Below are 25,191 nucleotides of genomic sequence, written 5' to 3' on the forward strand. Positions count from 1 at the left end.
GCCATGACCGCCACCGCGACCACCCCCGCCACCCGTCCGTCGACGGCCACGTCCCGGACGGGCGCGGCCGCGGTGACAGCCGGTCTGATCCTGCTCGTCACGGCCCTCGCGGTCGTGGACATCACCCAGGGCACCGCGGCCGTCGGCGCCCCGGAGGTGTGGAAGGCCCTCACCGGAGGGGCCGACCCGGCCGACGCCTCCGTCGTCATCGCCTCCCGACTGCCCCGCATGACCGCCGGCCTGCTCGTCGGTGCCGCCCTCGGCATGGCCGGCGCCGCCCTGCAGGCCGTCAGCCGCAACGTGCTCGCCTCACCCGACACCCTCGCGGTGAACGCCGGTTCCTATCTGGCACTCGGCCTGGCCGCCGTCACCGGCGTCTCCCTGCCCCTGTACGCCTCCTCCGGCGTCGCGTTCGCCGGAGGGCTCGCGGCGGCCGCCGTCGTCCTCGGCCTGTCCGGCCTCGGCACCGGCACCGTCCGTCTGGTCCTCGCCGGCAGCGCCCTCACCCTCGGCCTCACCGCCGTCACCGAGGGCATGCTGCTGCTGTTCCCCCGGGAGACCGAGGGCCTCTACCAGTGGAACCAGGGGAGCATCGCGCAGAACGGCTTCGACGGCGTCCTGCAGATGGCGCCGATCGGGCTCGTCGGGCTCGTCGGACTGTTGCTCCTCACCCGCCGGATCGACGCCCTGGCCCTCGGCGACGACGCCGCCCGCGGTCTCGGCGTCCCCGTCCGCGCCACTCGCGTCACGGTCGTCGTGCTCGCGTCACTGATGTCCGCCGCGGCCGTGACCCTCGCGGGACCGATCGGCTTCGTCGGACTGTGCGCCCCCGCGCTCGTACGCCCGCTGGCCCGCCGGGTCCGCGCGTTCGCCCGGACGCGCGCCGCACTCCCGGCGGCCGGCCTCGGCGGCGCCGCCCTGGTCCTCGGCTCGGACGTGCTCCTGCGTGCGGTCGTCCCCGCCGACACGGCGGTCGCCGTGCCGACCGGCGTCGTCACCAGCCTCGTCGGCGCCGTGTTCCTGATCGTGATGGCCACCCGCGTCCGGGACACCGCCGGCCCGGCGGAGGCCGACCGGCTGCGGATCAGGACCCGCCGCCGCTTCCTCACCGTGACGGCCGTCCTGGTGGCCGCGGTCCTCGGGGTGGCGATCGCCTCCGTGCTCCTGGGCGACAGCAAACTGCTGCTGGGCGACGTGCTGAACTGGCTCCAGGGCCGGGCCGGACGGACCGTCACCTTCGTGCTCGACACCCGCGTCCCACGCGTCCTGGCCGCGCTCCTCGCCGGAGCGGCGCTCGCCCTGGCGGGCACCCTCGTCCAGGCGGTGACCCGCAACCCGCTCGCCGAACCCGCCGTCCTCGGCGTCTCCGGCGGCGCGGCCCTCGGCGCCGTCCTGCTCGTGACCACCGTCCCGCTCGCCGGGTCGTGGGGCGTGGCCGGAGCGGCGTTCGCCGGGGCCGCGGTCAGCTCGGTCCTCGTCTTCGGCCTCGCAGCGCGCGGCGGTTTCCGGCAGAACCGGCTCGTCCTCGTCGGCTTCGGCGTGGCGACCGGAGCGGCGGCGCTGATCAGCATGCTGATCATCCTCACCGACCCGTTCAACGCGACGAAGGCCCTCACCTGGCTGTCCGGCTCCACCTACGGGCGGACCCTGCCGGACGTGGTGCCCCTCGCACTCGTGCTCGTCGTCGGCCTGGCCGCCGCGGGCATCCGGCGCACCGAGCTCGACCTGGTGTCGCTCGACGAGGACACCCCGCGGCTCCTGGGGCTCAGCCTGGGGCGCGGCCGGCTGGGCTTCCTCGTGCTGAGCGTCGTGCTCAGCGCCACCGCCGTGGCCGCCGCGGGCACGATCGGTTTCGTGGGTCTCGTGGCACCGCACGCGGCCCGCGCGCTCGTCGGCCGCCAGCACGCCCGGGTGGTGCCCGTCGCTGTACTGCTCGGTGCCACGCTGGTGTGCACCGCCGACCTGGTGGGCCGCACGGTCATCGCCCCGGCCCAGCTCGGCGCCGGCCTCATGACCGCGGTGATCGGCACGCCGTACTTCCTCCACCTGCTCGTCCGCAGCCGCCGTTAGGGCGTGTGGAGAGAGTCCCTCCCCCCGGCACAGGGCGCCCGCTCCGGCAGCGGGCGCCCTGTGCCGTCCGCGGTGTGCACCACATGGGCGGGGTCCGCGGCCACGCCCGGAGTGTTCGGCGCGAGGGCCACGCAGCTGCGGACATAGTTCGGGCATGACACGCACCCCCCTCCCCACCCGTGTGCGCACGCGGGTGCAAGCGGTCAGCACGGCCCTGCTGTGCGCCGCACTCCTCGCCGTCACGGTCCCCGCCACCGCCGCCGGACCTGCCTCCCCCGAGGGCCCCGGCAACCACGGCGGACGCGACTGCGTGCGGACCCAGCGCCCCCTCGGCGGGCAGGGCCGCCAGATCCTGGGCATCACCCGCAAGGCCAAGGACGAACTCCGGCTGAAGGCCGTGGAGCTGCGGGTCACGATCGACGGACGCGAGGTCGTCACCGACGCGCTCGGCGAGTCCATGACCGGCGTGCCGGCCGAGCCGGACATGCACTTCCGTGCCGGCTCCGTCGCCTTCGCGCACATCGGCACGACCCTCCTGCAACTCGTCGACGAGCGGAAGGTGCGCCTCGACGACACCGTCGAACGCTGGCTGCCCGACCTGCCGAACGCCCGCAAGATCACCCTGCGCATGCTGGCCACCAACACCACCGGCCTGCACGACTACGTCACCGACCCGGCCTTCGGCGCCGAGCTGGGGCCGCACCCCTTCCGCCAGTGGACCCCCGAGGAACTGCTCGCCTTCCCCTTCAGCCACTCGTTCTGGTACCCGCCGGGCACCAGCTGGAGCTACTCGCACGCCAACTACGTCCTGCTGGCCGAGGCGCTGGAGAAGATCACCGGTACCCGGATCGACGAACTCGTGAAGCAGCGGGTGACGGGCCCCCTCGGTCTGCGCGACACCCAGAACAACTTCACCCCCGACATCCCGGGTCCCGTCCTGCACGCCTTCACCTCCGACCGCGGCCTCTACGAGGAGTCCACGTTCTGGAACCCGTCGTGGACCACCGCGCCCGGCGCGGTCATCACCACCCACATCTGCGACCTGGCCCGCTCGGTGGAGGGCATCGGCAGCGGTGAACTCCTGTCGCCCCGCGCGTACCGCACCCTGGTGAATCCGGGCACGGTCGGGCTCGGCGGCGCGTCCGCGACCTGCCCGGCCTCGATCTGCCTGAAGCAGACCGAGGCCAAGCACTTCGGCATGGGCGTGATCGTGGTGAACGGCTGGGTGCTCCAGAACCCGTCCTTCTCGGGGTACGCGGCGATCCAGGCCTACCTGCCCGCCAGGCGGCTGGCCATCGCGGTCTCCACGACCAAGACCGCGGACACCCCGGCCGGCAACACGGCCGAGGTGGTCGCCACCCGGATCGCGGCCGCCCTTGCCCCGGAGGCCCCGCTCGCGATCGGCTGACGCGGGCACGAAGAAGGCGGGGAGGTCACGCACGCCGTGCCCTCCCCGCCCGATGGTCCGCCCCGCGGCTGCCCGGGCCGGCGGTGCGCCGCGGCCCGTTGGCGCCTCCCCGGCGGTTCCTACTGGGTGCGCTCGACGACGAAGACGGGGATCTCGCGGTCGGTCTTGCGCTGGTAGTCGGCGTAGTCGGGGAACGCGGCCACCGCCCGCTCCCACCACGCCTGGCGCTCCGAGCCCGTGACGATACGGGCCTTCATGTCCCACACCTGCGGTCCGTCCCGCAGCTCGACCTGCGGGTACGCGACCAGGTTGTGGTACCAGACGGGATGCTTCACCGCGCCGCCGTTGGACGCGACGAGGGCGTAGGCACCCTCGTGCTCCACCCGCATGAGCGGCGTCTTGCGGATCTTGCCGCTCTTCGCCCCGAGGTTCGTCACGAGGACGACGGGAAGACCGCGCATCGTCGTGCCCTTCGTGCCACCGGACGACTCGTAGAGCTCGACCTGGTTCCGTACCCACGTCGACGGACTGGGTTCGTACTCACCTTCGAGCGGCATGGTTCTCCTTCCTCCGGACCCGGCGTCGCCGGGTCTCCCTGCTACGACGCTAACCGAGCCGGCCCCCCGCGAGCAGCCACCGTCGGCGCGGCCGCTCCGTGACCAGGGTGGCGGCGGCGAGCAGGGTGACGAGGACGGCCGCCCACGCGGGCCAGCCGAACCAGGCGGAGACCACGGCCGCGGCGAGCTGGAGCAGGACGAGCAGGACCGTGACCCAGCCGGGCACGGCGACGATCACGGTGTTCTTGTCCCCGGGCGTGGCGAAGAGCGTCGGCAGCCCGATCAGGACCACCACGGAGAGCACGGCGAGCACCCAGGAGCGGCCGGCCAGCGCCCACGGCGTGGCCACCCAGGCGACGAGCTCCGTGGCGAAGCGCAGCACGGACGCGAGGCGGTCGTCCGGTCGTCCCGGAGCCGTCGCCCCGTCCGCGGCAGAAGTCACCCGCGGACGATCTCATGCCCTGCCGGGGTGCGCCAAGGGGCGGCGGGCCGGGGCCGGGGCCGGACCCGCGGTGCGCCGGCGGATCCACCGGCCCCCGCAGACCGCGGCCGCCGCGGCGCCGTACGCGGCCGTCGTCGCCTCGGGTGCGAGGTACGCCACCGCCCCGGCGAGAGCGACGCCCAGCCACTCCCACCGGCCGTCCAGCGCCACCAGGGCGACGAGCAGCAGGGCGTACCAGGAGTAGCCGGGGGTCAACAGGAGGAACGCGCACCCCACGGTCACCAGTGCTCCGCTCCACGGGTGTTCGGGCCGGCCCCGCCACCAGACCGCCACCGCGAGCGCGGCCAGGGCCGCCATCGACGCGGGGAGTGCCCAGGCGTCGGGAAGTGCGAGCCGCAGCAGGCCGTACCTGCCGCCGGACGAGGCGTCGTCGTACCCCTCCTCCCGCGCGTAGCCGCCGAGATACCCCAGGACGGAGCCGCGCGACAGCAGGACGTACGGGAGGTACAGCGCCATGACCGTCGCCGCCGCCGGTGCCAGGACCGCGAAGGCGGTGCGCGGCCTCCGCACCCTGGACAGGGCACCGGGCACGAGCAGGACGGGCAGCAGCTTCGCGGCGACGGCGAGCCCCAGGAGAACCCCGCCCGCCACCCTCCGCCGCGCCACGACGACGAGCGCGGCGACCGCGAACAGCACGGCGAGGACGTCGACATGGGCGTTGTCGACGCCCTCGACCGGAACGGCGGGGCACCAGGCCCACAGAGCCGCCCGCCACACGACGCCCCGGCGGCGCAGGACGGCGACGAGGAGTCCGGTCACGGCCAGCGAGAGCAGGGCGCCACCGGCCTGGAGAGCCTTGTGGCGGGAGGCGGCCGGGGACACCGTGTGCACCAGCAGGAACCACCCCTCCGCCACCGGCGGGTAGACGGTGTGCACCGTCGGCCGGTTGATCCGGGTGCAGCCGCCGTCGTGAACCGGCGCCAGATCCGGGTCCTCCCGCGCGCAGACCGCGGCCCCGGGGAAGAGCCACGGGTCGCGCAGGCCCGCGAGAGCGGGGTCGGCAGGAGCGTGGTCGTACGGGGAGATGCCGGCGGCCTGCACCCTCCCGTCCCACGCGTACCGGAAGGAGTCCGTGCTCGTGCGGGGCGCCGCCACCAGACCGGACGCCGTGACCGCGACGGCGCCGGCGAGCACCAGCGGGACGACCGCCCGGCCGGGCACCCGGCGCAGGCCCATGACGGCCGCCGCGAAGAGGACCCACGCGGCCGCGTACCCGGCCAGGAAGGCGGAACCGCGCGCACCCCCGTGCAGCAGCGCCGCGACGGCGGCGGTCAGGGCCGCGAGCAGCAGGACCGTCGGAACCAGGGTGGCGGGGCGGACGCGCGTCATGGGCGCAGCCTCGCAGCGGTCGCCGTGCCGCGACGGGCGACCCGTCGGGGCGTTCGGGTTTCGTAAGGTGTCGAACCGTCCGCTCGGGCGGGCGGGACGATGTCATGGACGCCATGACCTCCCGTACGCGTGGACCGCGATCCGCACGGCCCCCCTTCCGGCCGCCCGCCTTCACCGGCCCCCTGCACGACGCGCGCACGGCGACGGCCGTCGGCCGTTGGCTCGGCGCGGCGTTCGCCGTCTGCTTCGTCACCGGTCTCGTCAGCCATTACCTCCAGCACCCACCGGCCTGGCTCGCCGACGACCTGCCCACCCGGCCGGTGTGGGGCTACCGGCTCAGCCAGGGGCTGCACGTCGCCACCGGGCTCGCCGCGATCGTGCTCCTCCTGGCCAAGCTGTGGACGGTGTACCCCCGGCTGTTCGCCTGGCCGCCGGTCCGCTCCCTCCGTCACGCGCTGGAACGCCTCTCCGTCGCGGTCCTGGTGGCCGCCGCCGTCTTCCAGGTGCTCACCGGCCTGCTCAACATCGTCGAGTGGTACCCGTGGCCGTTCTCCTTCGTCCCGGTGCACTTCGCCGTCGCCTGGGTCGCGGCCGGCTCGATCCTCCTGCACGTCGCCGTCAAGGCACCGGAGATCAGCGCTCATTGGCGCCGGGGTTCGGCGGGGACCCTCGCACTGCCGGCCGAGGACGCCGCCGACCGGCGCTCGCTGCTGCTGGGGGTGGGCGCGGCGGTCGGCGTGGTGACGGTGACCACGGTCGGCCAGGCCCTGACCCCGTTGAAGGCGCTCGATCTGCTCGCGCCGCGGCATCCCGACCACGGCCCCCAGGGGCTGCCGGTGAACCGGACCGCCGCCGCGGCCGGGGTGTCGGCGTCCCGTCTGCGGGAGTGGCGGCTCGACGTCACCGGCCCCCGCCCGTACACGCTCACGCTCGACACGCTGCGGGCGATGCCCCGGACGGGGGTGCGGCTTCCGATCGCCTGCGTCGAGGGCTGGAGCGTCGAGGCCGGCTGGGGCGGTGTGCGGATCCGCGACCTGGTCGAGCTGGCCGGCGGCCGGCCCGGCGCCGCCGCCCTGCGGGTCACGTCGCTCGAGGTCGCCGGTGCCTACCGGGTGATGGAGATGGGCGCGGAGTACGTCGACGATCCGCTCACGCTCCTCGCGCTCACCCTCGACGGGCGGCCGCTCTCCCTCGACCACGGCTTCCCGGCGCGGATCATCGCTCCCGACCGGCCCGGCGTCCTGCAGACCAAGTGGGTCCACCGGCTGGAGGTGCTGTGAGCACGGTGAGCCCGCTCCGGTGGGCGACCGGCGGCCTCGGGCTGGTGATGATCGGCATCGGCGTCTGGCGGATCGCGGCCCAGCCTGCCCCGGCGGAAGTGCTGGTGTGGCTGGCAGGCGCGGTCGTCCTGCACGATGCGATCCTCGCCCCGCTGCTCCTCGCCCTCGGACTCCTGCTCGTGAGGCGCAGTGACCGGGGTCTGCTCCGCGGCGCCTCGATCGTCGCGGGAAGCGTACTGCTGGTGACGCTGCCGCTGCTGCTGCGCCCGGGAGCACCGCCCAACCCGTCGGCGCTGCCGCTGCCGTACGGGCGGAACCTCGTGATCGTCCTCGGGGCGGTGGCCGTGACGGCCGGCGCGCTGCTCCTCGAACGGCGCCGCCGGGCGCGACGTCGCGAGCGTGTCGGCAGCGACGACTGACCGGCGGTCGCCGCTCACCCCTCGGCGGTGGCCCGGACACCCCCCAGGGCCAGGAAGGAGCGACCGCGCAGCGTCCAGTGCTCGGTCACGGTCCAGCCCGCGCGGGCCGCGTGCGCGGCGAGGGCGCGGGCGCCGGCGCGCGCCCAGGGAAACGGTTCTCCCCAGGCGCCGCGGCCGTCGTCGACCCGCACCTCGCAGCGCTCGTCCACCTCCGTCGGCACACACTCGGCGATGAGCAGGCCGGACCCGGAGACCACGCGCCGCAGCCGGCGGAGCAGGGCTCCCGGATCACCGCCGATCCCCACGTTCCCGTCGATCAGCAGGGCCGTGTCCCAACGGCCCTCGGCCGGAAGGGGGTCGAAGACGGACCTGCACAGGGCCGTGCCGCCCAGCCGCACGGTGCGGGCGACCGCCTCCGGACTGACGTCGATGCCCAGGGCCGGCCGGCCCTGGGCCGCCAGCGCGGCGGCCAGCCGGCCGGGACCGCAGCCGATGTCGAGGACGGCTCCCCGGCACCGCCCCAGGACGGAGCGGTCGGCGTGGTCGGGTGCCTCGCACCAGCGTTCGACCTCCAAGGGGATCAGGCCGCCGTCCGGCCGGCGCAGGAACAGCGGCCCCCGGCCGCTGCGCAGGGCGTCGGCGTACGGGTCGGAGCGCCAGGCGGTCGTCATCACGCGCCCGCCCCTGCCGGCGTCGCCGTCAACGACCTGTGCACGGCGGCGAACCGGCCGCCCGGGGCCGAAGCGGCCACCCGTCGCGCGTCGTCGGCGGTGTCCACGTCCCGCAGGACGGGCAGGCGGCCCACGCGGAGTCCCGCCGCGGTCAGCCGCTCGTACTGGACCCTGCCGGTGTCCGGCCGGGACATCGGCACGCCCCGCAGCAGGGCGGGGTCGGGGACGGCGAGTCCGAGGGCCCAGAAGCCACCGTCCGCAGCCGGGCCGAACCAGGCGTCGTGCCGGTCCCAGCACAACGCGGGCGCGAGGAGTCCGGGCGTGAGCTGCGGAGTGTCCATGCCGATGAGCAGCGCGGGCCCGGAGCAGCCGGCGAACGCGGCCGCCAGCCGGGCGTCGAGCCCTCCCGCGACCTGCGGGACCACCTCGAAACCGGCCGGCAGCCAGTCGCCCGGCTCCCCGTCGAGCACGAGGACGCGCCGGGCGGCCGGGACCCGCGCGGCGACGGCGAGCGTGTCGGCGAGCGACGCCTCGGCGAGCGCGGCCGCCTCCCGGGGCGTGAACGGGGGAGTGAGCCGGGTCTTCACCCGGCCCGGCAGCGGCTGCTTCGCGATGACGAGGAGCGCGGTCACGCGCGCTCACCCACCATCGCGGGTTCGTCCAGCACCCGCCGCATGTCGCGGACCGCCTGCCAGGTGCCCTTCCACGTGCCGGTGACCTTCGACCGGCCCGCCCGGGGCAGATAGGGCACGTCGACCTCACGCACCCGCCAGCCCGCGTCCGAGGCCCGCACCACCATCTGCAGCGGGTAGCCGCTGCGCCGGTCCGACAGGCCGAGGCCGAGGAGCGCCTCGCGCCGCGCCGCCCGCATCGGGCCGAGGTCGCGCAGTCGCAGCCCGGTACGGCGGCGCAGCAGCCGGGACAGCGCCACGTTTCCCGCCCGGGCATGGGCCGGCCAGGCGCCGCGGGCTGCCGGGCGGCGGCGGCCCAGGACGAGATCGGCGGATCCGTCGCGCACCCCGGCGACGAGACCGGGCAGCAGACCCGGGTCGAGCGAGGCGTCGCAGTCGCAGAAGCAGACGAACTCGGCGTCGGAGGCGAGCAGTCCGGCGTGGCAGGCGGCACCGAAGCCACGCCGGGACTCCCGCACGACGGTGGCGCCGAGCCGGGCGGCGAGTGCGGCCGAGCCGTCGGTGGAGCCGTTGTCGACGACGATCGGCCGCCAGCCGGACGGGATGCGGGCCAGCACCCAGGGCAGGGCCTCGGCCTCGTCGAGGCAGGGAAGGACGACATCAACGGTCATGGGAATCACGCGTCTCACCGTAGGGATCACGCGACTCACGGAGGCCGCGGAACTCCTTACGAAACGCGGACGTCGACCGTCGTACGCCCGACTGGCCGTGGCCGCCCGGGCACCCGGATGGGACGCTGTGCGGCATGAACGAGCACAGCGCCGCGGACCGCACCGCCCGGATCCTGGTGGTGGACGACGACCCGACGGTGGCCGAGGTGGTCACCGGCTACCTCCAGGGGGCGGGATTCGCCGTCGACCGGGCGGCCGACGGCCCCGAGGCGCTGCGGCGGTCCGAGTCCCGCCGCCCGGACCTGGTCGTCCTCGACCTCATGCTGCCCGGCCTGGACGGGCTGGAGGTCTGCCGAAGGCTGCGGGCCGCCGGGCCGGTGCCGGTGATCATGCTCACCGCACGCGGCGACGAGGAGGACCGGATCACCGGCCTGGAGGTCGGTGCCGACGACTACGTCACCAAGCCGTTCAGCCCCCGGGAACTCGTCCTGCGCGTCACGTCCGTCCTGCGCCGCACCCGGGCGAGGGACGCGTCACCACGCCCGGTGCTGTGCGCCGGCGCTCTCACGGTCGACCCCACCACCCGCCGGGCCACCCGGCACGGCGCCGAACTCGCGCTCACGCTCAGGGAGTTCGATCTGCTCGCCTACTTCCTCGAACACCCGGCCACGGCACACACCCGGGAGGAGCTGATGCGCCGTGTGTGGGGGTGGGACTTCGGCGACCTGTCCACCGTCACCGTCCATGTGCGGCGCCTGCGCGCCAAGATCGAGGACGACCCGGCACGGCCACGGCACATCCGCACGGTGTGGGGCGTCGGCTACCGCTTCGAGGCCGAGGAGACCGCCCACCCCGAGAAGGGCGCCGACTCCGAGGAGGATGCGGCGTGAAGGACGTCCTGCTCATCGCGGTGTTCGCACTCGCGGGCGCCGCCTGCGCCGGAGTCGCCGGTGCCGTCGTCCTGCGCCTCGTGCGCCACCGCTCCGTCGCCCTCTCGCTGACCGTCGTCGCCGCCGTCACGGTCACCGCGATGCTCGCCGGCACGCTGGCCGTCGCACAGGCGATGTTCCTGTCCTCCCACGACCTGTGGGTGGTCACCGTCGTCGTCGCGATGGCCGCGCTCGTCTCCCTCGGCACGGCCCTCGTGCTGGGACGCTGGGTCGTGGCCCGCAGCCGGGCCCTGGCCCGAGCCGCACGGGACTTCGGAGACGGCGGCGGCTTCTCCGCGCCCGACGGCGTCGCCACCGCCGAACTCGCCGCGCTCACCCGCGAACTGGCCGCCACCAGCGCCAGACTCGATGCCTCCCGCGAGCGCGAACGCGCGCTGGAGACGTCACGGCGGGAACTCGTCGCCTGGATCTCCCACGACCTGCGCACCCCGCTGGCGGGCCTTCGCGCGATGGCCGAGGCGCTGGAGGACGGCATGGCCGCCGACCCCGCCCGCTATCACCGGCAGATACGAACCGAGGTCGAACGCCTCACCACCATGGTCACCGACCTCTTCGAACTGTCCCGCATCCACGCCGGCACGCTGGGACTCAGCCTGAGCCGCGTCTGCGTGTACGACCTGGTCGGCGACGCCCTCAGCGGCGCCGACCCGCTCGCCCGCGAGCACGGCGTGCGGCTGGTGGGGGAGCGGGTGGAGCCCGTCCCCGTGGAGGTGGACGGCAAGGAGATGACCCGGGTCCTGGCGAACCTCCTCGTCAACGCGATCCGTCACACCCCGGCCGAGGGGATGGTGGCGGTCGCGGCCGAGATCAGGGAGGACGCCGTCGTCCTGTCGGTCACCGACGGCTGCGGCGGCATCCCCGACGAGGATCTGCCCCGGGTCTTCGACACCGGCTGGCGCGGCACCGAGGCACGCACCCCGCCCGCCGGCGCCGGGCTCGGCCTGGCCATCGTCCGCGGCATCGTCGAGGCCCACGCGGGCAGCGCCGAGGTGCGCAACGTCCCCGGCGGCTGCCGCTTCGAGGTGACCCTGCCGACGGCGTGAGGACGGTGCGCGGCAGGACGACGTGGGCCCGGGCACCTCGCGGGCGACGGCGGCGTCAGCCCCGGACCGCCGCGGAGGCCCGCTGCCCCGACCGGGCGAAGTCAGCCACCCCCTCCGCGAAACCGACCGCGGGACGCCAGCCCAGCTCCCGGCGCAGCCGGCCCGAGTCGGCCGTGACGTGCCGGACGTCGCCCAGCCGGAACTCCCCCGTCACCACCGGCTCCGGCCCGCCGTACGACCGTGCCAGGGCCGAAGCCATCTCGCCCACCGTGTGCGGCTCCCCGCTGCCGGTGTTGTACGTGGTGAGGGCACCGGACGGCAGGGCACCGGCCGCCTGCACCGCCAGCACGGCCGCCGCCGCGACGTCCCGCACGTGGACGAAGTCCCGTCGCTGCCCGCCGTCCTCGAAGACCCGGGGCGCCTCGCCGCGGCCGAGGGCCGAGCGGAAGAAGGAGGCCACCCCGGCGTACGGGGTGTCCCGGGGCATCCCCGGACCGTAGACGTTGTGGTAGCGCAGGCAGACCGCGGTCCCGTCCACGGCCCGCGCCCAGGCCGCCGCCAGGTGCTCCTGGGCGAGCTTCGTCGCGGCGTACACGTTCCGGGGGTCGGCCGGCGCGTCCTCGGCCACCAGACCCGGGTCGAGCGCGGCGCCGCAGGCCGGACAGCGGGGCTCGAAGCGGCCGGCCGCCAGATCCTCGGCGCGGCGCGCTTCCGCGCGGACGGGGCCGTGTCGACGGCAGGTGTAGCGGCCCTCCCCGTACACGACCATGGACCCGGCGAGGACGAGCTCGCGCACCCCCGCCTCCGCCATCGTCGCGAGCAGCACGGCCGTGCCCAGGTCGTTGCAGCCCACGTACGCCGGGGCGTCGGCGAAGTCCTTGCCGAGGCCGACCATGGCGGCCTGGTGGCACACCGCGTCGACCCCGCGCAGGGCCGCGCGGACGCGCGCCGCGTCCCTGACGTCGGCGTGCAGGAACTCCGCGGCCGGCGGCTCCGGAGCGGTGGGATGGGCGCTGGGCAGCAGGGCGTCCAGGACGACCGGCTCGTGCCCGGCCTCCCGCAGCGCCGTGACGATGTGCGAGCCGATGAATCCGGCTCCTCCTGTGACGAGTACACGCATGTCCGGGACGCTACGGACCGGCGGCCCGCCGCGGAGGTGTCCACGCCGCGGACGTAAGGGTTTCGTCATCAGGCCGGACCTCCCGCCGCGGTCACCGCTCGTCTTGGATGGTCGGAGCGGACGGCGAGACGAGGAGGTGCGCCGTGGGGCGCGTGCGGAGGACGTGGTGGCGGGGCGGGGCGGCGGTGCTGGTCCCGGCGGCGATCGCCGGGCTCGTGTGGTTCGAGCCCTGGGCGCTGTGGGTGGACGAGACCGTGCGCGAGGCGCCGCCCTCGGCGGCCGCGCCCACGGCACCCCCGCACGCCGACACGCCTCCGCCCGCGCCGCCGGCCGAACCCGTCACCGTCGCCCGAGGCGCCTTCGTCAGCCACGAGCACCCGACGACGGGCACGGCGCGGATCGTGCGCCTCGCGGACGGTACGGCCGTGCTCCGCGTCGAGGGACTCGACACGAGCAGCGGACCGGACGTCCGGGTGTGGTTGAGCGACGCGCCGGTGCGGGAGGGGAAGGCCGGCTGGCACGTCTTCGACGACGGCCGCCATGTGAGCCTCGGCAAGCTCAAGGGGAACAAGGGGGACCAGAACTACCCGCTGCCCACGGGCGTCGACTGGGAGGAGTACGCGAGCGTCAGCATCTGGTGCGACCGTTTCGACGTGTCGTTCGGTGCCGCGAGCCTCGTACGGACCTGAGGCGCCCGGCGGCGCCTGCCGGGAGCGGCGGGGTGCGGGAACGGCCGCGCCCTCAGCGACCGGCACGGGGGCCGGGGTGGCCCGATCCCGGGTTGAGGCGGACCAGGGCGCCGTTGAGGGCCGTCGCGAAGAGGCACCAGGTCGCGTACGGGAGCAGGGCGCGGCCCGCCGGCCGATCCGCTCGCGAGACGCGCAGCAGCAGCTCCGCGTTGCTCAGATCGAGCAGCACGGTCCCTGCGAGTCCGGCCCGTGGGCTGCGGCGTCCGAAGAACAGGGCGTTCCAGCCCGCGTTCAGGACGAGGTTCAGGCCGAGGCTGCCGAGGAGCCGTGTGCGTTCGCCGCCGCGGGTCGTGGCGAGCGCGCGGCCCCCGGCCCAGGCGAGGGAGCCGTACAGCGGTGTCCAGACCGCGCCGAAGGCCCAGGGCGGCGGCTGCCAGGACGGCTTGCGCAGGGCGCGGTACCAGGTGCCGGCGGGGTCGACGAAGCGGCCGCCGGCGACGGCGGTGGCCGTTACCGCAGCGGCCGCGCCGACGTACCAGGGCCAGGCGGGAGGCCGGCGGTCGGCCGGTGCGGGGGAGGCGGGGGAGGGGGACATGCAGGAGCTGTACCCGTTCCGCCGAGGCTCAGCGCTCCCGGTCCCGGCACGCGCCCCCGGACATCCCCTTCCGCCGCTCAGGCCGCACGCTCCGACGGCGGCACCGCGGCGAGCGGCGGTTCCGGGGCCGGGGCCGGCGGGGGATCCGGCACGAGGCGCAGACGACGCGCGTGGCGGGGAGCGCGGGTGGTGGCCCTCATGTAGTCCTCGTAGCGGTCGAGCGCGAAGACGAGCCCGAGGAGGAGGGGCGGCAGCAACAGGGCGAAGGCGATCACCGGGACCTCCGTGGGGTGGACAGCCGGATGCCGTTCGGGTGCCCGGGATGTGCCGGGTCATCACCGCCCCTTGTGAGGATCGTGTGACATCGCCGCCTGCCCGTCCGCGCGATCCGAGGGACCATGGAGGGGTCGCATGCGGTGCGCGAGAGCGGGTAGGCGCGGTGGCGGAGGCCGGTACGCCGGTCCCGCGGCCCGCCGGGCCATGCCGTGTCCGCCGAAGGGCGGGGCGGTCGCCCGGGCCGTCGGCGTACCGGCGGCACGTTCCCGCAGCAATCCTCGGGAGGAACAGCGCATGGACAGATCACAGGGCCCGCCGCCCCCTCGTCAGGACGAGCCGGTGGGGGAGTTGGTCAAGCAGGCGTCCGACCAGTTCTCCAGACTGATGCGCGAGGAACTGGCGCTGGCCCGGGCGGAGATGACGGAGAAGGGCCGGCGGTTGGGGCGGGGCGGCGGGCTGTTCGGCGGCGCCGGCCTGTCGGCCGCGCTGGCGGCGCAGGCGCTCGTGGCCACCGCGGTCATCGCCCTCGGCCTGGTGTGGCCCCTGTGGCTGTCCGCGCTGGTCGTCACGGTGGCGCTGTTCGCGCTCGCCGGGGTCCTCGCCGCCGTCGGAAAGAAGCAGGTCGGCCGGGCCTCCCCGGTCACCCCCGAACAGACTGTCGACAGTGTCAAGGCCGACATCACCACGATCAAGGAGAGTGCACACCGATGACCGACCAGACCGGCAACGGACGGCAGACTCCCACGGCCGAGGAGCTCCGCGCACAGGTCGTGGGGACCCGCGAGGAGCTCGGACAGACCGTCGAGGCCCTCGCCGCGAAGACGGACATCAAGGCCCAGGTCCAGCAGAGGACCACGGCCGCCAGGGAGAAGGCGGCCGAGGTGGGCCACCGCGCTCAGGACAAGGCGACGCTTGCCAGGGACAGGGCGGCCGAGGTGGGCCACCGCGCTCAGGACAAGGCCGCGCACGCCAAGGGCAGGGCGGCCGAGGTCGGTCACCGCGCTCAGGACAAGGCGACGCACGCGCTGGAGGCGGCCCGCGACAAGACGCCCGAGCCGCTGCGCGAGAAGACGACGGAGGCCGCCTCGGCGGTGAACCGGCACCGTGGCCTCGTGCTCGGCGGGGCCGCCGCACTCGCCCTGGCGTTCGTCCTGTGGCGGGGGACGACGAAGCGCTGAAGGGAGGTCACGCCGTGAGTGACGGCGACATCTGGGGCTACCACCCGAGCACCGGCCACCGCCGGGGCACCGACCTCATCGGCTACAAGGTCGAGGCCGTCGACGGGAGCATCGGCAAGATCGACCGTCACACCGAGGACGTCGGCTCCTCCTACCTGGTGGTCGACACCGGAGTGTGGATCTTCGGCCGGAAGGTCCTCCTCCCGGCCGGCACCGTCGAGCGGATCGACAGCGCCGAACGGAAGGTCCACCTCGACCGGACCAAGGACCAGATCGAACGCGCCCCCGCCTACGACGAGGACAAGTGGGCGGGCGATCCCGAGGACCTGGAACGGTTCGGCCTGTACTACGGCAAGCCGCACATGTAGCGGGCGGGCGTGCATCGGCGGCCGACCGGATGTGCCGTACCCCGGTGGGGGTGGCGCGTCCGGTCGGCCGCGTGCGCCGCGCCGAAGCCGGCGCGAGCCCGTCGTTCGCCCGGACGGGCCGTGCGGCCGCTCCGTCGGTGTGTGCCGCCGCGGGCCCGGGGAGAGGGCATCCATGAACGACAGCGACGACGCACCCGACCGGGACCACACCCGGCCCCCTGGAGTGAGCGACACGACCGTGGAGGCGCTGGGCGCGTTGAGCAAGGCCCTGGAGACCACCGAGCGGGCGCGCGGCCACCTGTACTCCTTCCACCAGCTGACCGGCAGTGCCGACCTGGAACTGGACCGTGCGGTGGACCTGTTGCGCCGGGCCGGTCACGGGCAGTGGGCGGCCGAGGTGCTCCGCGAGATCCTCGGCCGCAACGTCATCCCGGGCCACTGGACGTACCAGATCGTCGAGGCCTACGACCGCACCTACTACGAGCCGTTCCGCGATCTCGAACGCCGGGTCCGCGGTGAGCTGGCGGACGGCCGCGACCACCTGTACGAGGCGGAGCTCAAGGAAGCGCGCCGCACGAAAGGCCACCCCGACCACACCGCGCTGCCGGACTCCGGACCGCCGGCCGCGGGCTGACCCGGCCCACGCGCGCGGATGCCCGGGACCACGGGCGCCGCGCGGCGTCCGCGGCCGGGCTCCGCGTCCGCCGGGCGACCTGCGGGCCGCGTGTCGATGGCCGACCATGGAGACAGGCGCCGCCGGTTCGGCGGCCGCCCGACCGCGGGGGCACAGCGCCGTGGCGCACCGAGGACCGCGCCCGGAGGGAGTCTCATGGACCCACCCGCCGACTCCGGTCCGCGGGGCCCCGGGCCCCGGGAGCCGAACCGCCCGCTGGACGCATCGGAGCGGGCGGAGTACGAACACCTCCGGCGGCACGCCGGCCTCCGGCACCGCCGGCTGCGGATCTCCGTGGCGTCCGTGCTCCTCGCCCTGGCCGTGCTGCTGGCGCCCGTCGGCGTGGTGGCGGCGTGGGCGAGCTCGCAGATCAACGACGTGGAGCGCTACGAGCAGACCGTCGCGCCGCTGGCCCGTGATCCCGCCGTCCAGGACGTGCTCGTCGACCGTGTCACCGACGGCGTCGTCGCACGCGTCGACGTCCGCAAGGTCAGTGACGCTCTCGCCGACATCCTGGCCGACCGCGACGCGCCCCGCTTCCTCGTCGACGCGGCCAGATCCCTGGACGACCAGCTCAAGAGCGGTCTCACGACCGCCGTGCGCTACGTGGTGAAGAAGGTGGTCACCAGCGACGCCTTCGCCGAGGCCTGGGACAACGTCAACCGCGGTGCCCACACCGCCGCGACGAGCGTCCTCACCGGGGAGGGCGGAGGCTCGATCGAGGTCAAGGGCGACGCGCTCACGCTGAACGTCGGCGTCGTCGTGGAGGAGATGCAGGAACAGCTCGTCGGCACGACGCTCGTCGACGCGGACACGATCCCGGGAGCCGACACCTCGATCGTGCTGCTCCGGAGCGAACGGCTCGACGAGGCCCGGGACGCCGCCCGCTGGCTCGGCGTCCTCGGACCCTGGCTCCCGGCGGCCGTCGTCGTCATCACCGGCCTCGGTGTCTGGGCCGCGCCTTCGCGCCGGACGGCGGTGATGTGCGCGGGCATCGGCATCGGCGTGATGATGTGCGGGCTGCTCGTCGGGCTCTCCCTGGTGCGGCAGGGCTACCTGGACGCGGTGGCCCCGGTGGCGCAGTCGCAGGAGGCCGCGGCGGCCGTCTACGACACGCTGGTGAGGTTCCTCCGGCAGGCGGCGCTGACGGTGCTCGTGATCTCCCTGATCGCCACATCGGCGGCCTATCTGTACGGGCCCGGCCGCGGTGCCCGTGCGGTCCGCTCGGCCACCGGCCGGGGCGTCGGCGCCGCCGGTCACGCCCTGGTCCGCAACGGGTGGGACACCGGCCGCTTCGGTGAATGGCTGCGCACGCACCGCGCTCTGACCGCGGGCACCGTCGTCGCGGCGGGGGCCCTCACCCTCCTCCTGTGGAGCTACCCCACGCCCGCGGTCGTGGCCCTGGTGCTCCTGTGCGCCGTGGTCGTCCTGTCGGTCCTCGGCGTCCTCGCGGCGTCCACGGACGGCGCCGGGCGCCGCTGACCGCGGGGCGGGGGAAACCTCCTTGTCCCCCCGATGATCACGGGTTAATGTCCCGGGGCACGAATCGGGGGATCACGGCAGGTGGGGGGATATGGCACACGACATCGACGCGCTTCCGAAGGGCGCCGGCGCATGGGGGCAGGCGGTGACGGCGGTGGTGATGATCGCCGTGCTGGCGGGGGGTCTGTGGGCGTACGGGGAGGTGGTGTCCCAGTCCGCGGGGAGCAAGCCGTACACGCCCTCGTGCGAGGACGACGGGAAGCCCGGAGCGACTCCGCCCGAGCCGGGCAAGGCGTCCCGGCAGCTCACGGGGCAGCGGCTGTGCGAGGCGCTCTTCCGCCCCGATCTCGCCGCGCTGCTGGGCACGCCGGGGGAGGCACCCAGCTCGGTCACCGGCAGCGACGGGTCGCACCGGTTCGGCTCGGACGAGGAGGTCGCCACACCGTCGGCGGAGGTCGAGTTCCCGACCTACACCGTGACCCTGACGGCCTCCTATGACAAGGCGCCCATGGCCGACACCGCCGAGTACCTGAGGGGCGCTCAGGAGCAGAAGATCCTGGGTCGTCCGGCGGTGGTGTACTCGGACCGCACGATCAGCATCAGCTTCCGGCTGGACGGCAGCGACGCGCGGAGCGGCCCCGGCGTTCCGGCACGCACGCTGATGGTGGCCCAGGACGCCCGGGACAGCGGCGGCTCCTACGACGTGACCCTGTGGCGCACCGACGGGGCGACTCCCGACGACGCGACGCTGCGCCGCGTCGCCGAGAAGGTCCTGCCGGCACTTCCGGGGTGGCAGACCGCACGGTGACGGGTGGGGGAGAGGCTCCAGGAGGCGGGTGCGGCGTGGGACGACGGCCCGGTCCGGTCACCGCACCACGAAAGTGACGCCCTGTCAGACGTGGATGTGCGTCCGGCCCCGGCCGAGGCGTTCTGCAACAAACTGTTTCAGGCGTCTATCGCGCGGGTGCCGATCACTGCTACAAGAGTGACGCTTCAACAACTCCTGGCCCCCACATCCCCCCAAGGAGTAAATTGTCATGCACACGTCTAGATGGGCGTGGGTCGCTCCTTCCTTGCTGGCCGTGATCGCCGCCGTCGTCGGTCTGGCCCAGCCGGCCTCCGCCGCCACGACGGCCGGTGAGCGGTACGTCGCCCTCGGCGACTCCTACTCCTCGGGAGTGGGCGCCGGCAGCTACCTGTCCGACAGTGGCAACTGTCAGCGCAGCAGCAAGGCCTATCCATCCCTGTGGGCGGCGGCCAACGCCCCCGCCTCGTTCTCCTTCACCGCCTGCTCCGGAGCCACCACCAGCACCGTCAAGAACAGTCAGCTGTCCCCGCTGACCAGCTCCACGACCCTGGTCAGCGTCACGGCCGGCGGCAACGACATCGGCTTCGCCGACGTCATGCAGACCTGCGTGCTGCAGAGCGAGGCGACCTGCGTCAACGCGGTGAACAACGCCGTCGCACAGGTGAACAACACCCTGCCCGCCGCCCTGACCTCCCTGTACGGCGCCATCCGCGGCCGGGCCCCGCAGGCGCGCGTCGTCGTGCTGGGATACCCGCGCTTCTACCAGCTCAACGGCGGCTGCATCGCCGGCCTGAGCGAGACCGAGCGAGCGGCCATCAACCGGGGCGGCGACGCCCTCAACGGCATGCTCGCGAAGCAGGCCGCCAACGCCGGATTCACCTACTCCAGCGTGGTCGACGAGTTCACGGGCCACGAGATCTGCTCGGGCGACGCCTGGCTGCACAGCGTCACCGTGCCCGTGTCCAACAGCTACCACCCCACGGCCACCGGCCATTCCGGCGGCTACCTCCCGGCCTTCCGCTCCGCGGCCTGAAATGCACCCGAACCCTCCCCGGGGATCACTCTTGTCGCGAATCAACGCGTGTAGACCCCGGGGTGCGGACCTGCCGCACCGCATCCCTGTCACCCCGTCAGCCACACCGTCTCCCAGGAGGAACCACCTCATGAAGTCCCCCCAGACCCCGGACGTCTCCCCCGCGCACCCCGGTCGCCCGGCCGGCAGCCGCGTCCGCGCCGTCCTCACCGCCCTGGCCCTCGTCCTCGGCGTGCTCTTCGCGCCCGGAGTCGGCGTCCTCGGCGGCGCCACGGACGCCCACGCGGTCACCAAGATCAGCCATGCCACGGCGACGTCGATGTTCCGCAGCTCCGGAATCACCTGGTCCTCGTCCGGCGGCTGCTCCGACCGCAACAACCCCACCTGCACGTCCTTCGAGCAGCTCAACCTCGCCACCGCCCAGGGCGCCCAGACCCTCAAGAGCGCCAGCGGCTGCGCCCTGAACATCACCGGCGGCACCGAGACCGGCCACGCGTCGGGCACGTACTCGCACTGGAACGGCTACAAGCTCGACTTCGGCAAGGCCACCTGCGTCACCAACTACGTCAAGAACACCTTCACCTACATCGGGGTCCGCGGCGACGGCGCCCCGCAGTGGAAGTCGGGCGCCGGAAACGTCTACGCCGACGAGGGCAACCACTGGGACGTGACGTTCTACAACTGCGGCGGCTGCTGACCCCGCTCCCGCCCCGCGACGGCCGTCCGCCCGAGCTCCTTCCCGGGCGGACGGCCGTCACGGCGATCGGCGCCGCCGCCCCGGAACGGCCGGGAGTGGGGCGGTGGCGCCGGTCACCTCCAGCATCCGTGCCCCGCTCGGCAGAAGGCCCGCAGCCTCAGGGAATGGTGACCTTCACCGGTTCCGTCCCCGCCGAGCTGTGGCTGCCCGCCCACGTCTCCAGGGCGGTACGGCAGGCGTGGTCCAGGTGGTGGAGTCCGGCGAGGTCCAGTTCGACCGGGCGGTCCTGCGGGAGCGCCTCCAGGCTGTCGAGTATCTTCGGCAGCCGCAGGAACGTGGCGTTCCCCGACAGGTACACCCGGACCGGTCCTGCTCCCTTGTCCGTCACCTCCATCTTCAACTGCGAGGCGTCCCAGGCCGTCTTGACGACGGACAGGGCCAGGCCGATCAGGACGCCCTCGAACATGTTCACCAGCACGATCGACACGGCGGTGGCGACCAGGATGAACGCCTCGCCCCGGTGGCCGCGCCAGAGGTCGAGGGTCTGCCGGACGGGGATGAGCTTCCAGCCGGCGTGGATGAGGACACCGGCGAGGGCGGGCAGCGGGATCAGCTCCAGCGTGGCCGGGAGCAGCGCCGCGAACAGCAGCAGCCAGACCCCGTGGAGCACCCGGGACGCCCTGGTCCGGGCGCCCGCCTGGACGTTGGCGGAACTGCGCACGATGACGGCGGTCAGGGGCAGCGCGCCCAGCAGGCCGGACACGGTGTTGCCGGCGCCCTGCGCCATCAGCTCCTGGTCGTACCGGGTGCGGGGGCCGTCGTGGAGCCGGTCGACCGCGGCGGCGCTGAAGAGGCTCTCCGCGGAGGCGATCAGGGTGAAGGCCAGCACCGTGCCGATCACGGAGAGGGTCGCCAGGTCGCCGAAGGCGTCGAGCCCGGGGACCCGGACGGCTCCGAGGAGCCCCGTCACCTCGACGGTCGCCACGGGCAGGTCGAGCAGGAAGGTGACCAGGGCGGCCAGCAGCACCGCGCCGAGCGCGCCCGGGACCATCCGCGCCTTCGGCGGCATCCGCCGCCACAGGACGATCACCAGGATGGTGCCGACGCTTATCGCCGTGGAGACCAGGGCGGCGGGGTCGGTCAGGGCGTGGGCGGCGGCGCCCGGCAGTCCGGCGAGCTTGCCCGGTCCGGAGACGGGCGCGGCCGCCCCGGCCGCCGCGTAGAGCTGGCCGGCGATGATCATCAGACCGATGCCGGCGAGCATGCCCTCGACGACCGAGAGCGAGATCGCGCGGAACCAGCGCCCGAGCCGGAGCGCCCCCATCGCGATCTGGAGGAGCCCGGCGACGAGGACGATCACGCCGAGCGTGCTGAGACCGTGGTGACGGACGGCTTCGAAGACGAGGACGGTCAGCCCGGCCGCCGGCCCGGACACCTGGAGGCTGCTGCCGGGGAGGAGCCCGACGACGAGGCCGCCCACGATGCCGGTGACCAGGCCGAGTTCGGCCGGCACGCCGGACGCGACGGCGACCCCCAGGCAGAGCGGGAGGGCGACCAGGAACACGACGAGCGAGGCGGCGAGGTCCTGCCGAAGATGGGGGAACGCGGGCCGAGTGCTCGCGGACGCGCTCACAGGGCCTCGAAGGTGTCGCTCGCCGGGCGGTGCTCGAGCACGGAACCGGTGTGGACCTCGTAGTACCAGGCGTGCAGGCGCAGTCGCCCGCCGCGCAGCCGCCGCTCCACGCACGGGTACGACCGCAGACGCAGTACCTGGGCGAGGACGTGGTGCTGCACGGCCGCCGCGACGGCGGGGTCGGCGGAGTCCGGGGTGGCGGGTGCGTCGGCGGCGTGCGCGAGCCAGTCCCGTACGGCCGGTACGGACGAGAGGTCGTCGCCCCGGACGAGGGCTCCGACGGCGCCGCAGTGCGAGTGGCCGCAGACCACGACGTCCCGGACGCCGAGGACCTCCAGCGCGTACTCGATGGTGGCCGCCTCGCTGTTGGGGCCTCCGGAACCGTACGGCGGCACGATGTTGCCGGCGGTGCGCAGTTCGAAGAGTTCGCCGGGGCGGGCTCCCGTGATCAGCGCCGGGACGACGCGCGAGTCGGAGCACGTGATGAACAGGACCTGGGGGGACTGGCCTTCGGCCAGCCTGCCGAACTCCTCGGGGCGCTGTCCGAAGGATCGGGCGTGGGCGATGAGGGGCTGCATGTCGTGACTCCTCCTGGCGCGCCACGTGGCGCGCCGGACGTGCGAGAGGTGTGGGGGAGTGCCGGAGGCGGGTCCGCCGGGGGCGGACCGGGAGCTCCGGGCAGAGGGGGCGGTCGCGGGCGCCCGTCGAACTAAAGGGTCGTCAAGGGGTGGTCAACAGCCGGTCAAGCGCGACTTTACCTTGCTTTGCCTGAGGGAAAGTGAACGCGGAGTTTCAGTCGTGGCGAGTGACTGAAACGTGGCAGGAATCTGACGCGATGCGCTCGCTCTGGAGTTCCCGGCGAAGGGAGGGGCGCCGATGCTTCGCTGGCGCGGTGGCCGCCCGCATCGGGCGTGCTCGCCCCGCGCGGAGGTGTCCCCGCTGGTCGAGGCGGTGGCGCCGGGGTGTGGGCGGTGAGTCGGCGTCATCATCGCGGGGCGTGCGGGAATACATTCAAGTCGGCTGAAAATGTGCGGCGTTGTCCTGGATGCTTCTTTCCGGCGAATCCCGTACGAGTGAATCGCGCCGACGGAATGCGGCCCGCGGAATAGGCGGAAGGGATATCGGACGTGACGGTCCGGTGATATCCGCACAGACGTTCTTTCGCGCTTCGGCGCGAAAGCTCCTTTCGCGCCGTCGCGTCGGCGGGCGGGAGATCCGGGAACGACGGACGGGCCGGGCGCGTCGCCGCCGGGGCCGCATGTCCGCCCTGCCGCGGACCGCGGGCACCCGGCGCTCAGGACGGCAGGTTCTGCTCCGCCCAGACGACCTTGCCGGTGACGGTGCGGCACGAACCCCACCTGCGGCACAGCATGTTGATGAGCTGAAGACCCCGGCCGCCCTCGTCGCTGAGTTCCGCGTGCTGGATCTGGGGCAGGTCGGGTCCCGTGTCGGAGACCTCCACGATCAGGCGCTCGCCCCGCATCAGCCGCAGCTCGCCCGGACCGTTCCCGTAGCGCAGGGCGTTGCCCACGAGTTCGGATACGACGAGCTCGCAGACGTCGGCGAGCTCCGCGAGCCCCCACGTCGCGAGCTGGTCGGTGACGAGGCCGCGGGCGACGGAGGCGGCGCGTCCGTCCTTCGGCAGCTCCCACACCCGCAGGTCGCCTGACGGGGCCGGGGCGCCCTCCGTGACGAGGAGCACCGCCTCGTCGAACCGGGCCGCGCCCGCCGGCGCGCGCTCCAGCAGGCCGCCCGCCTCCAGCGCGCCGGGCGCGAGTCCGAGGGCCGCCGTCCGCAACCGCTCCAGCTGGGTGTCCAGGTCCTCGGTCCGGGACTTGATGAGCCCATCCGTGTACATGACCAGATGACTGCCGTCGGGGACCCGCACCCGCAGCGGGTCGTACGGGATCACCCCGGCCCCCAGCGGCGCGCCGATCGGCACCTCCACGAAGTCGGCCGAGCCCGGCCCGTCGACCAGCAGCGGCGGCAGATGTCCGGCGCTGGCCAGCGTGTAGGTGGAGTCGGCCGGATCGTAGACCGCGCAGAGACACGTGGCGACCTGCTCGTCCTCCAGGTCACGGGTCGCCAGGTCCAGCCGCGCCAGCACCCGCTCCGGGGCCATGTCCAGGGTCATCAGGGTCCGCGCCACGGTCCGCAGGCGCCCCATGGTGGCCGCGGCGGGCAGCCCGTGCCCCATCACGTCGCCGACCACGAGGGCCGTGCGCCCGCCGGGCAGGGCCATCACGTCGTACCAGTCGCCGCCCACACCGTGGTGGGCGGTGGCCGGCGCGTACTCGGCGTACACCTCCAGGCCCGGCGTCAGCGGAGTCGCCCGCGGCAGCAGACTGCGCTGCAGGGAGACGACGTGCTCGCGCTCGCGCCCGTACAGCCGGGCGTTGTCGATGAAGACCGCGGCCTTGGAGGCGAGTTGTTCCGCCAGCGCCAGGTCCGTCGAGGAGAACGGCGGCGTTCCGGCGGCGCGCACGAAGTCGGCGCTGCCGAGGAGCAGCCCGCGGGCGATCAGGGGCACGGCGAGGTAGCTGTGCACGCCGGCGGCGCGCATCTTCGCCGCCGCGCTCGCCGTCGGCGCGACCCGGGCGAAGTCGTGGTCCCTCATCCGGCTCAGCAGGACCGGCTTGCCCTGCCGCAGGCAGTACCGGTGCAGCAATGTCTCGTGCTGCTTCTCGGCGTGGACGAACGTCTCTCCGACCGGTGTCGGCTCCAGCGAGGAGAGCTCCTCGATGGCGCACAGGGCCGTGGCCCGCAGGGCGGGAACGCCCGAACCGGTCCAGCGGGCGCCCTCGTCCCCGCGCAGGACGCTCTCCAGGATGTCGACCGCGGCCCCGTCCGCGAAGCGGGGCACGGTGAACTCGGCCAGTTCCCGCGCGGTGCGCTCCAGATCCAGTGTGGTGCCGATCCGGGACGTGGCGGAGTTCAGCCAGGCGAGCTGACCGCGGGTGGTGAACCGGTCCGGCGGCTGATGCCCCCTGCTGCGGCGGAAGCGCGGGCTCGCTCTGCCCGAGCGGTCGGCCGACGCGCGGCTCCCCGCCGAGCCCCGGCTGGTCAGGCGCCGTTTGCGGCTGCCGCCGTTCACTGTTTCGGCCTCC

General features: G+C 74.2%; 27 protein-coding genes. 15 read left to right on the plus strand and 12 right to left on the minus strand.

The genetic code is table 11. The annotated features are described in order from the left end of the window. Nucleotides 1-3 precede the first annotated feature (3 nt). Nucleotides 4-2,070 (plus strand): iron ABC transporter permease, encoded by a 2,067-nt coding sequence (locus tag ACE1OA_RS32785; RefSeq protein WP_356778448.1) that lies wholly within the window; start codon nt 4-6, stop codon nt 2,068-2,070. Between the two features lie 154 nt (nt 2,071-2,224). After that, complete coding sequence (locus ACE1OA_RS32790) at nt 2,225-3,478, plus strand: serine hydrolase domain-containing protein (protein ID WP_356601590.1); 1,254 nt, start codon at nt 2,225-2,227, stop codon at nt 3,476-3,478. Nucleotides 3,479-3,597: 119 nt separating this feature from the next. Here the strand turns inward: ACE1OA_RS32790 and ACE1OA_RS32795 are convergent, their stop codons facing one another. The 3 genes from ACE1OA_RS32795 to ACE1OA_RS32805 are packed head-to-tail and all read right to left on the minus strand — an operon-like array spanning nt 3,598 to nt 5,866. After that, nucleotides 3,598-4,035 carry a nitroreductase family deazaflavin-dependent oxidoreductase gene (locus tag ACE1OA_RS32795; RefSeq protein WP_356601589.1) on the minus strand — a complete coding sequence of 146 codons (438 nt, stop codon included), beginning with the start codon at nt 4,033-4,035 and terminating at the stop codon, nt 3,598-3,600. A 49-nt stretch (nt 4,036-4,084) separates the two neighbouring features. After that, nucleotides 4,085-4,477, minus strand: coding sequence for a hypothetical protein (locus ACE1OA_RS32800; protein ID WP_432753840.1), 393 nt, complete (start codon nt 4,475-4,477; stop codon nt 4,085-4,087). 12 nt (nt 4,478-4,489) lie between these two features. Continuing rightward, nucleotides 4,490-5,866 (minus strand): glycosyltransferase 87 family protein, encoded by a 1,377-nt coding sequence (locus ACE1OA_RS32805; protein ID WP_432753841.1) that lies wholly within the window; start codon nt 5,864-5,866, stop codon nt 4,490-4,492. A gap of 113 nt (nt 5,867-5,979) precedes the next feature. On the opposite strand from ACE1OA_RS32805, the gene ACE1OA_RS32810 reads away from it, so the two are divergent. Together ACE1OA_RS32810 and ACE1OA_RS32815 are read left to right on the plus strand one after the other, a co-directional pair. Next, complete coding sequence (locus tag ACE1OA_RS32810) at nt 5,980-7,146, plus strand: molybdopterin-dependent oxidoreductase (RefSeq protein ID WP_384875159.1); 1,167 nt, start codon at nt 5,980-5,982, stop codon at nt 7,144-7,146. Further along, nucleotides 7,143-7,565: a hypothetical protein gene (locus tag ACE1OA_RS32815; protein ID WP_432753842.1), complete on the plus strand. Its 423-nt coding sequence runs from the start codon at nt 7,143-7,145 to the stop codon at nt 7,563-7,565. The genes ACE1OA_RS32810 and ACE1OA_RS32815 overlap by 4 nt, the downstream gene beginning before the upstream one ends. Before the next feature lie 14 nt (nt 7,566-7,579). On the opposite strand, the gene ACE1OA_RS32820 is transcribed toward ACE1OA_RS32815, so the two are convergent. From ACE1OA_RS32820 to ACE1OA_RS32830, 3 genes are read right to left on the minus strand one after another with little or no spacing between them, the layout of a single operon-like run. Next, a complete protein-coding gene (locus ACE1OA_RS32820) occupies nt 7,580-8,236 on the minus strand; it encodes a class I SAM-dependent methyltransferase (protein ID WP_356778436.1) in 657 nt (218 codons plus the stop codon). Further along, nucleotides 8,236-8,868 carry a TIGR04282 family arsenosugar biosynthesis glycosyltransferase gene (locus tag ACE1OA_RS32825; RefSeq protein WP_384875164.1) on the minus strand — a complete coding sequence of 211 codons (633 nt, stop codon included), beginning with the start codon at nt 8,866-8,868 and terminating at the stop codon, nt 8,236-8,238. Before ACE1OA_RS32825 ends, ACE1OA_RS32820 begins: the two co-directional genes overlap by 1 nt. Then, nucleotides 8,865-9,539, minus strand: a complete 675-nt coding sequence (locus tag ACE1OA_RS32830) for a glycosyltransferase family 2 protein (RefSeq protein WP_432754120.1) — start codon at nt 9,537-9,539, stop codon at nt 8,865-8,867. Before ACE1OA_RS32830 ends, ACE1OA_RS32825 begins: the two co-directional genes overlap by 4 nt. 134 nt (nt 9,540-9,673) lie before the next feature. Between ACE1OA_RS32830 and ACE1OA_RS32835 the strand changes: the two genes are divergently transcribed. Then, nucleotides 9,674-10,429, plus strand: a complete 756-nt coding sequence (locus ACE1OA_RS32835; RefSeq protein ID WP_432753843.1) for a response regulator transcription factor — start codon at nt 9,674-9,676, stop codon at nt 10,427-10,429. After that, on the plus strand, nt 10,426-11,532 hold the full coding sequence (locus ACE1OA_RS32840) for a sensor histidine kinase (RefSeq protein ID WP_356601581.1): 1,107 nt from the start codon (nt 10,426-10,428) through the stop codon (nt 11,530-11,532). Before ACE1OA_RS32835 ends, ACE1OA_RS32840 begins: the two co-directional genes overlap by 4 nt. Before the next feature lie 55 nt (nt 11,533-11,587). Here ACE1OA_RS32840 and ACE1OA_RS32845 read toward each other — a convergent pair whose 3' ends face one another. Beyond that, the gene (locus ACE1OA_RS32845) at nt 11,588-12,652 is read right to left on the minus strand and encodes an NAD-dependent epimerase/dehydratase family protein (protein WP_356778430.1); all 1,065 of its coding nucleotides are present in this window, start codon (nt 12,650-12,652) and stop codon (nt 11,588-11,590) included. Nucleotides 12,653-12,795: 143 nt separating this feature from the next. On the opposite strand from ACE1OA_RS32845, the gene ACE1OA_RS32850 reads away from it, so the two are divergent. Beyond that, nucleotides 12,796-13,341, plus strand: a complete 546-nt coding sequence (locus tag ACE1OA_RS32850) for a DM13 domain-containing protein (protein WP_386542252.1) — start codon at nt 12,796-12,798, stop codon at nt 13,339-13,341. Between the two features lie 52 nt (nt 13,342-13,393). Here ACE1OA_RS32850 and ACE1OA_RS32855 read toward each other — a convergent pair whose 3' ends face one another. Beyond that, nucleotides 13,394-13,936, minus strand: coding sequence for a TspO/MBR family protein (locus tag ACE1OA_RS32855; protein ID WP_384875175.1), 543 nt, complete (start codon nt 13,934-13,936; stop codon nt 13,394-13,396). A gap of 77 nt (nt 13,937-14,013) precedes the next feature. Continuing rightward, on the minus strand, nt 14,014-14,211 hold the full coding sequence (locus ACE1OA_RS32860; RefSeq protein ID WP_356601578.1) for a hypothetical protein: 198 nt from the start codon (nt 14,209-14,211) through the stop codon (nt 14,014-14,016). 295 nt (nt 14,212-14,506) lie between these two features. Here ACE1OA_RS32860 and ACE1OA_RS32865 point away from each other — a divergent pair, with 295 nt between their 5' ends. From ACE1OA_RS32865 to ACE1OA_RS32900, 8 genes are all read left to right on the plus strand, one after another. Further along, the gene (locus ACE1OA_RS32865; RefSeq protein ID WP_384875180.1) at nt 14,507-14,923 is read left to right on the plus strand and encodes a phage holin family protein; all 417 of its coding nucleotides are present in this window, start codon (nt 14,507-14,509) and stop codon (nt 14,921-14,923) included. Continuing rightward, nucleotides 14,920-15,390 (plus strand): DUF3618 domain-containing protein, encoded by a 471-nt coding sequence (locus tag ACE1OA_RS32870; protein ID WP_432753844.1) that lies wholly within the window; start codon nt 14,920-14,922, stop codon nt 15,388-15,390. The genes ACE1OA_RS32865 and ACE1OA_RS32870 overlap by 4 nt, the downstream gene beginning before the upstream one ends. Nucleotides 15,391-15,404: 14 nt before the next feature. Further along, a complete protein-coding gene (locus ACE1OA_RS32875; RefSeq protein ID WP_356601575.1) occupies nt 15,405-15,758 on the plus strand; it encodes a PRC-barrel domain-containing protein in 354 nt (117 codons plus the stop codon). 172 nt (nt 15,759-15,930) lie between these two features. Next, entirely contained in the window at nt 15,931-16,392 is a 462-nt protein-coding gene (locus ACE1OA_RS32880; protein ID WP_356601574.1) for a hypothetical protein, read from the plus strand. A gap of 195 nt (nt 16,393-16,587) precedes the next feature. Beyond that, on the plus strand, nt 16,588-17,913 hold the full coding sequence (locus tag ACE1OA_RS32885; protein WP_384875185.1) for a hypothetical protein: 1,326 nt from the start codon (nt 16,588-16,590) through the stop codon (nt 17,911-17,913). Nucleotides 17,914-18,004: 91 nt separating this feature from the next. Further along, nucleotides 18,005-18,721 carry a DUF6215 domain-containing protein gene (locus ACE1OA_RS32890; protein ID WP_356778422.1) on the plus strand — a complete coding sequence of 239 codons (717 nt, stop codon included), beginning with the start codon at nt 18,005-18,007 and terminating at the stop codon, nt 18,719-18,721. Between the two features lie 229 nt (nt 18,722-18,950). Next, on the plus strand, nt 18,951-19,754 hold the full coding sequence (locus ACE1OA_RS32895; RefSeq protein ID WP_384875188.1) for an SGNH/GDSL hydrolase family protein: 804 nt from the start codon (nt 18,951-18,953) through the stop codon (nt 19,752-19,754). A 130-nt stretch (nt 19,755-19,884) separates the two neighbouring features. Further along, complete coding sequence (locus ACE1OA_RS32900) at nt 19,885-20,451, plus strand: hypothetical protein (RefSeq protein WP_432753845.1); 567 nt, start codon at nt 19,885-19,887, stop codon at nt 20,449-20,451. A 157-nt stretch (nt 20,452-20,608) separates the two neighbouring features. Here ACE1OA_RS32900 and ACE1OA_RS32905 read toward each other — a convergent pair whose 3' ends face one another. The 3 genes from ACE1OA_RS32905 to ACE1OA_RS32915 all read right to left on the minus strand — a co-directional run bounded on the left by ACE1OA_RS32905 (nt 20,609) and on the right by ACE1OA_RS32915 (nt 25,178). Then, a complete protein-coding gene (locus tag ACE1OA_RS32905) occupies nt 20,609-22,084 on the minus strand; it encodes a SulP family inorganic anion transporter (protein WP_384874797.1) in 1,476 nt (491 codons plus the stop codon). Beyond that, entirely contained in the window at nt 22,081-22,662 is a 582-nt protein-coding gene (locus tag ACE1OA_RS32910; RefSeq protein ID WP_356778414.1) for a carbonic anhydrase, read from the minus strand. Before ACE1OA_RS32910 ends, ACE1OA_RS32905 begins: the two co-directional genes overlap by 4 nt. Nucleotides 22,663-23,378: 716 nt before the next feature. Then, a complete protein-coding gene (locus tag ACE1OA_RS32915; protein ID WP_432753846.1) occupies nt 23,379-25,178 on the minus strand; it encodes an ATP-binding SpoIIE family protein phosphatase in 1,800 nt (599 codons plus the stop codon). Nucleotides 25,179-25,191: the final 13 nt, after the last annotated feature.

Source organism: Streptomyces sp. JL2001 (genome assembly GCF_050917515.1).
GTDB lineage: Bacteria > Actinomycetota > Actinomycetes > Streptomycetales > Streptomycetaceae > Streptomyces.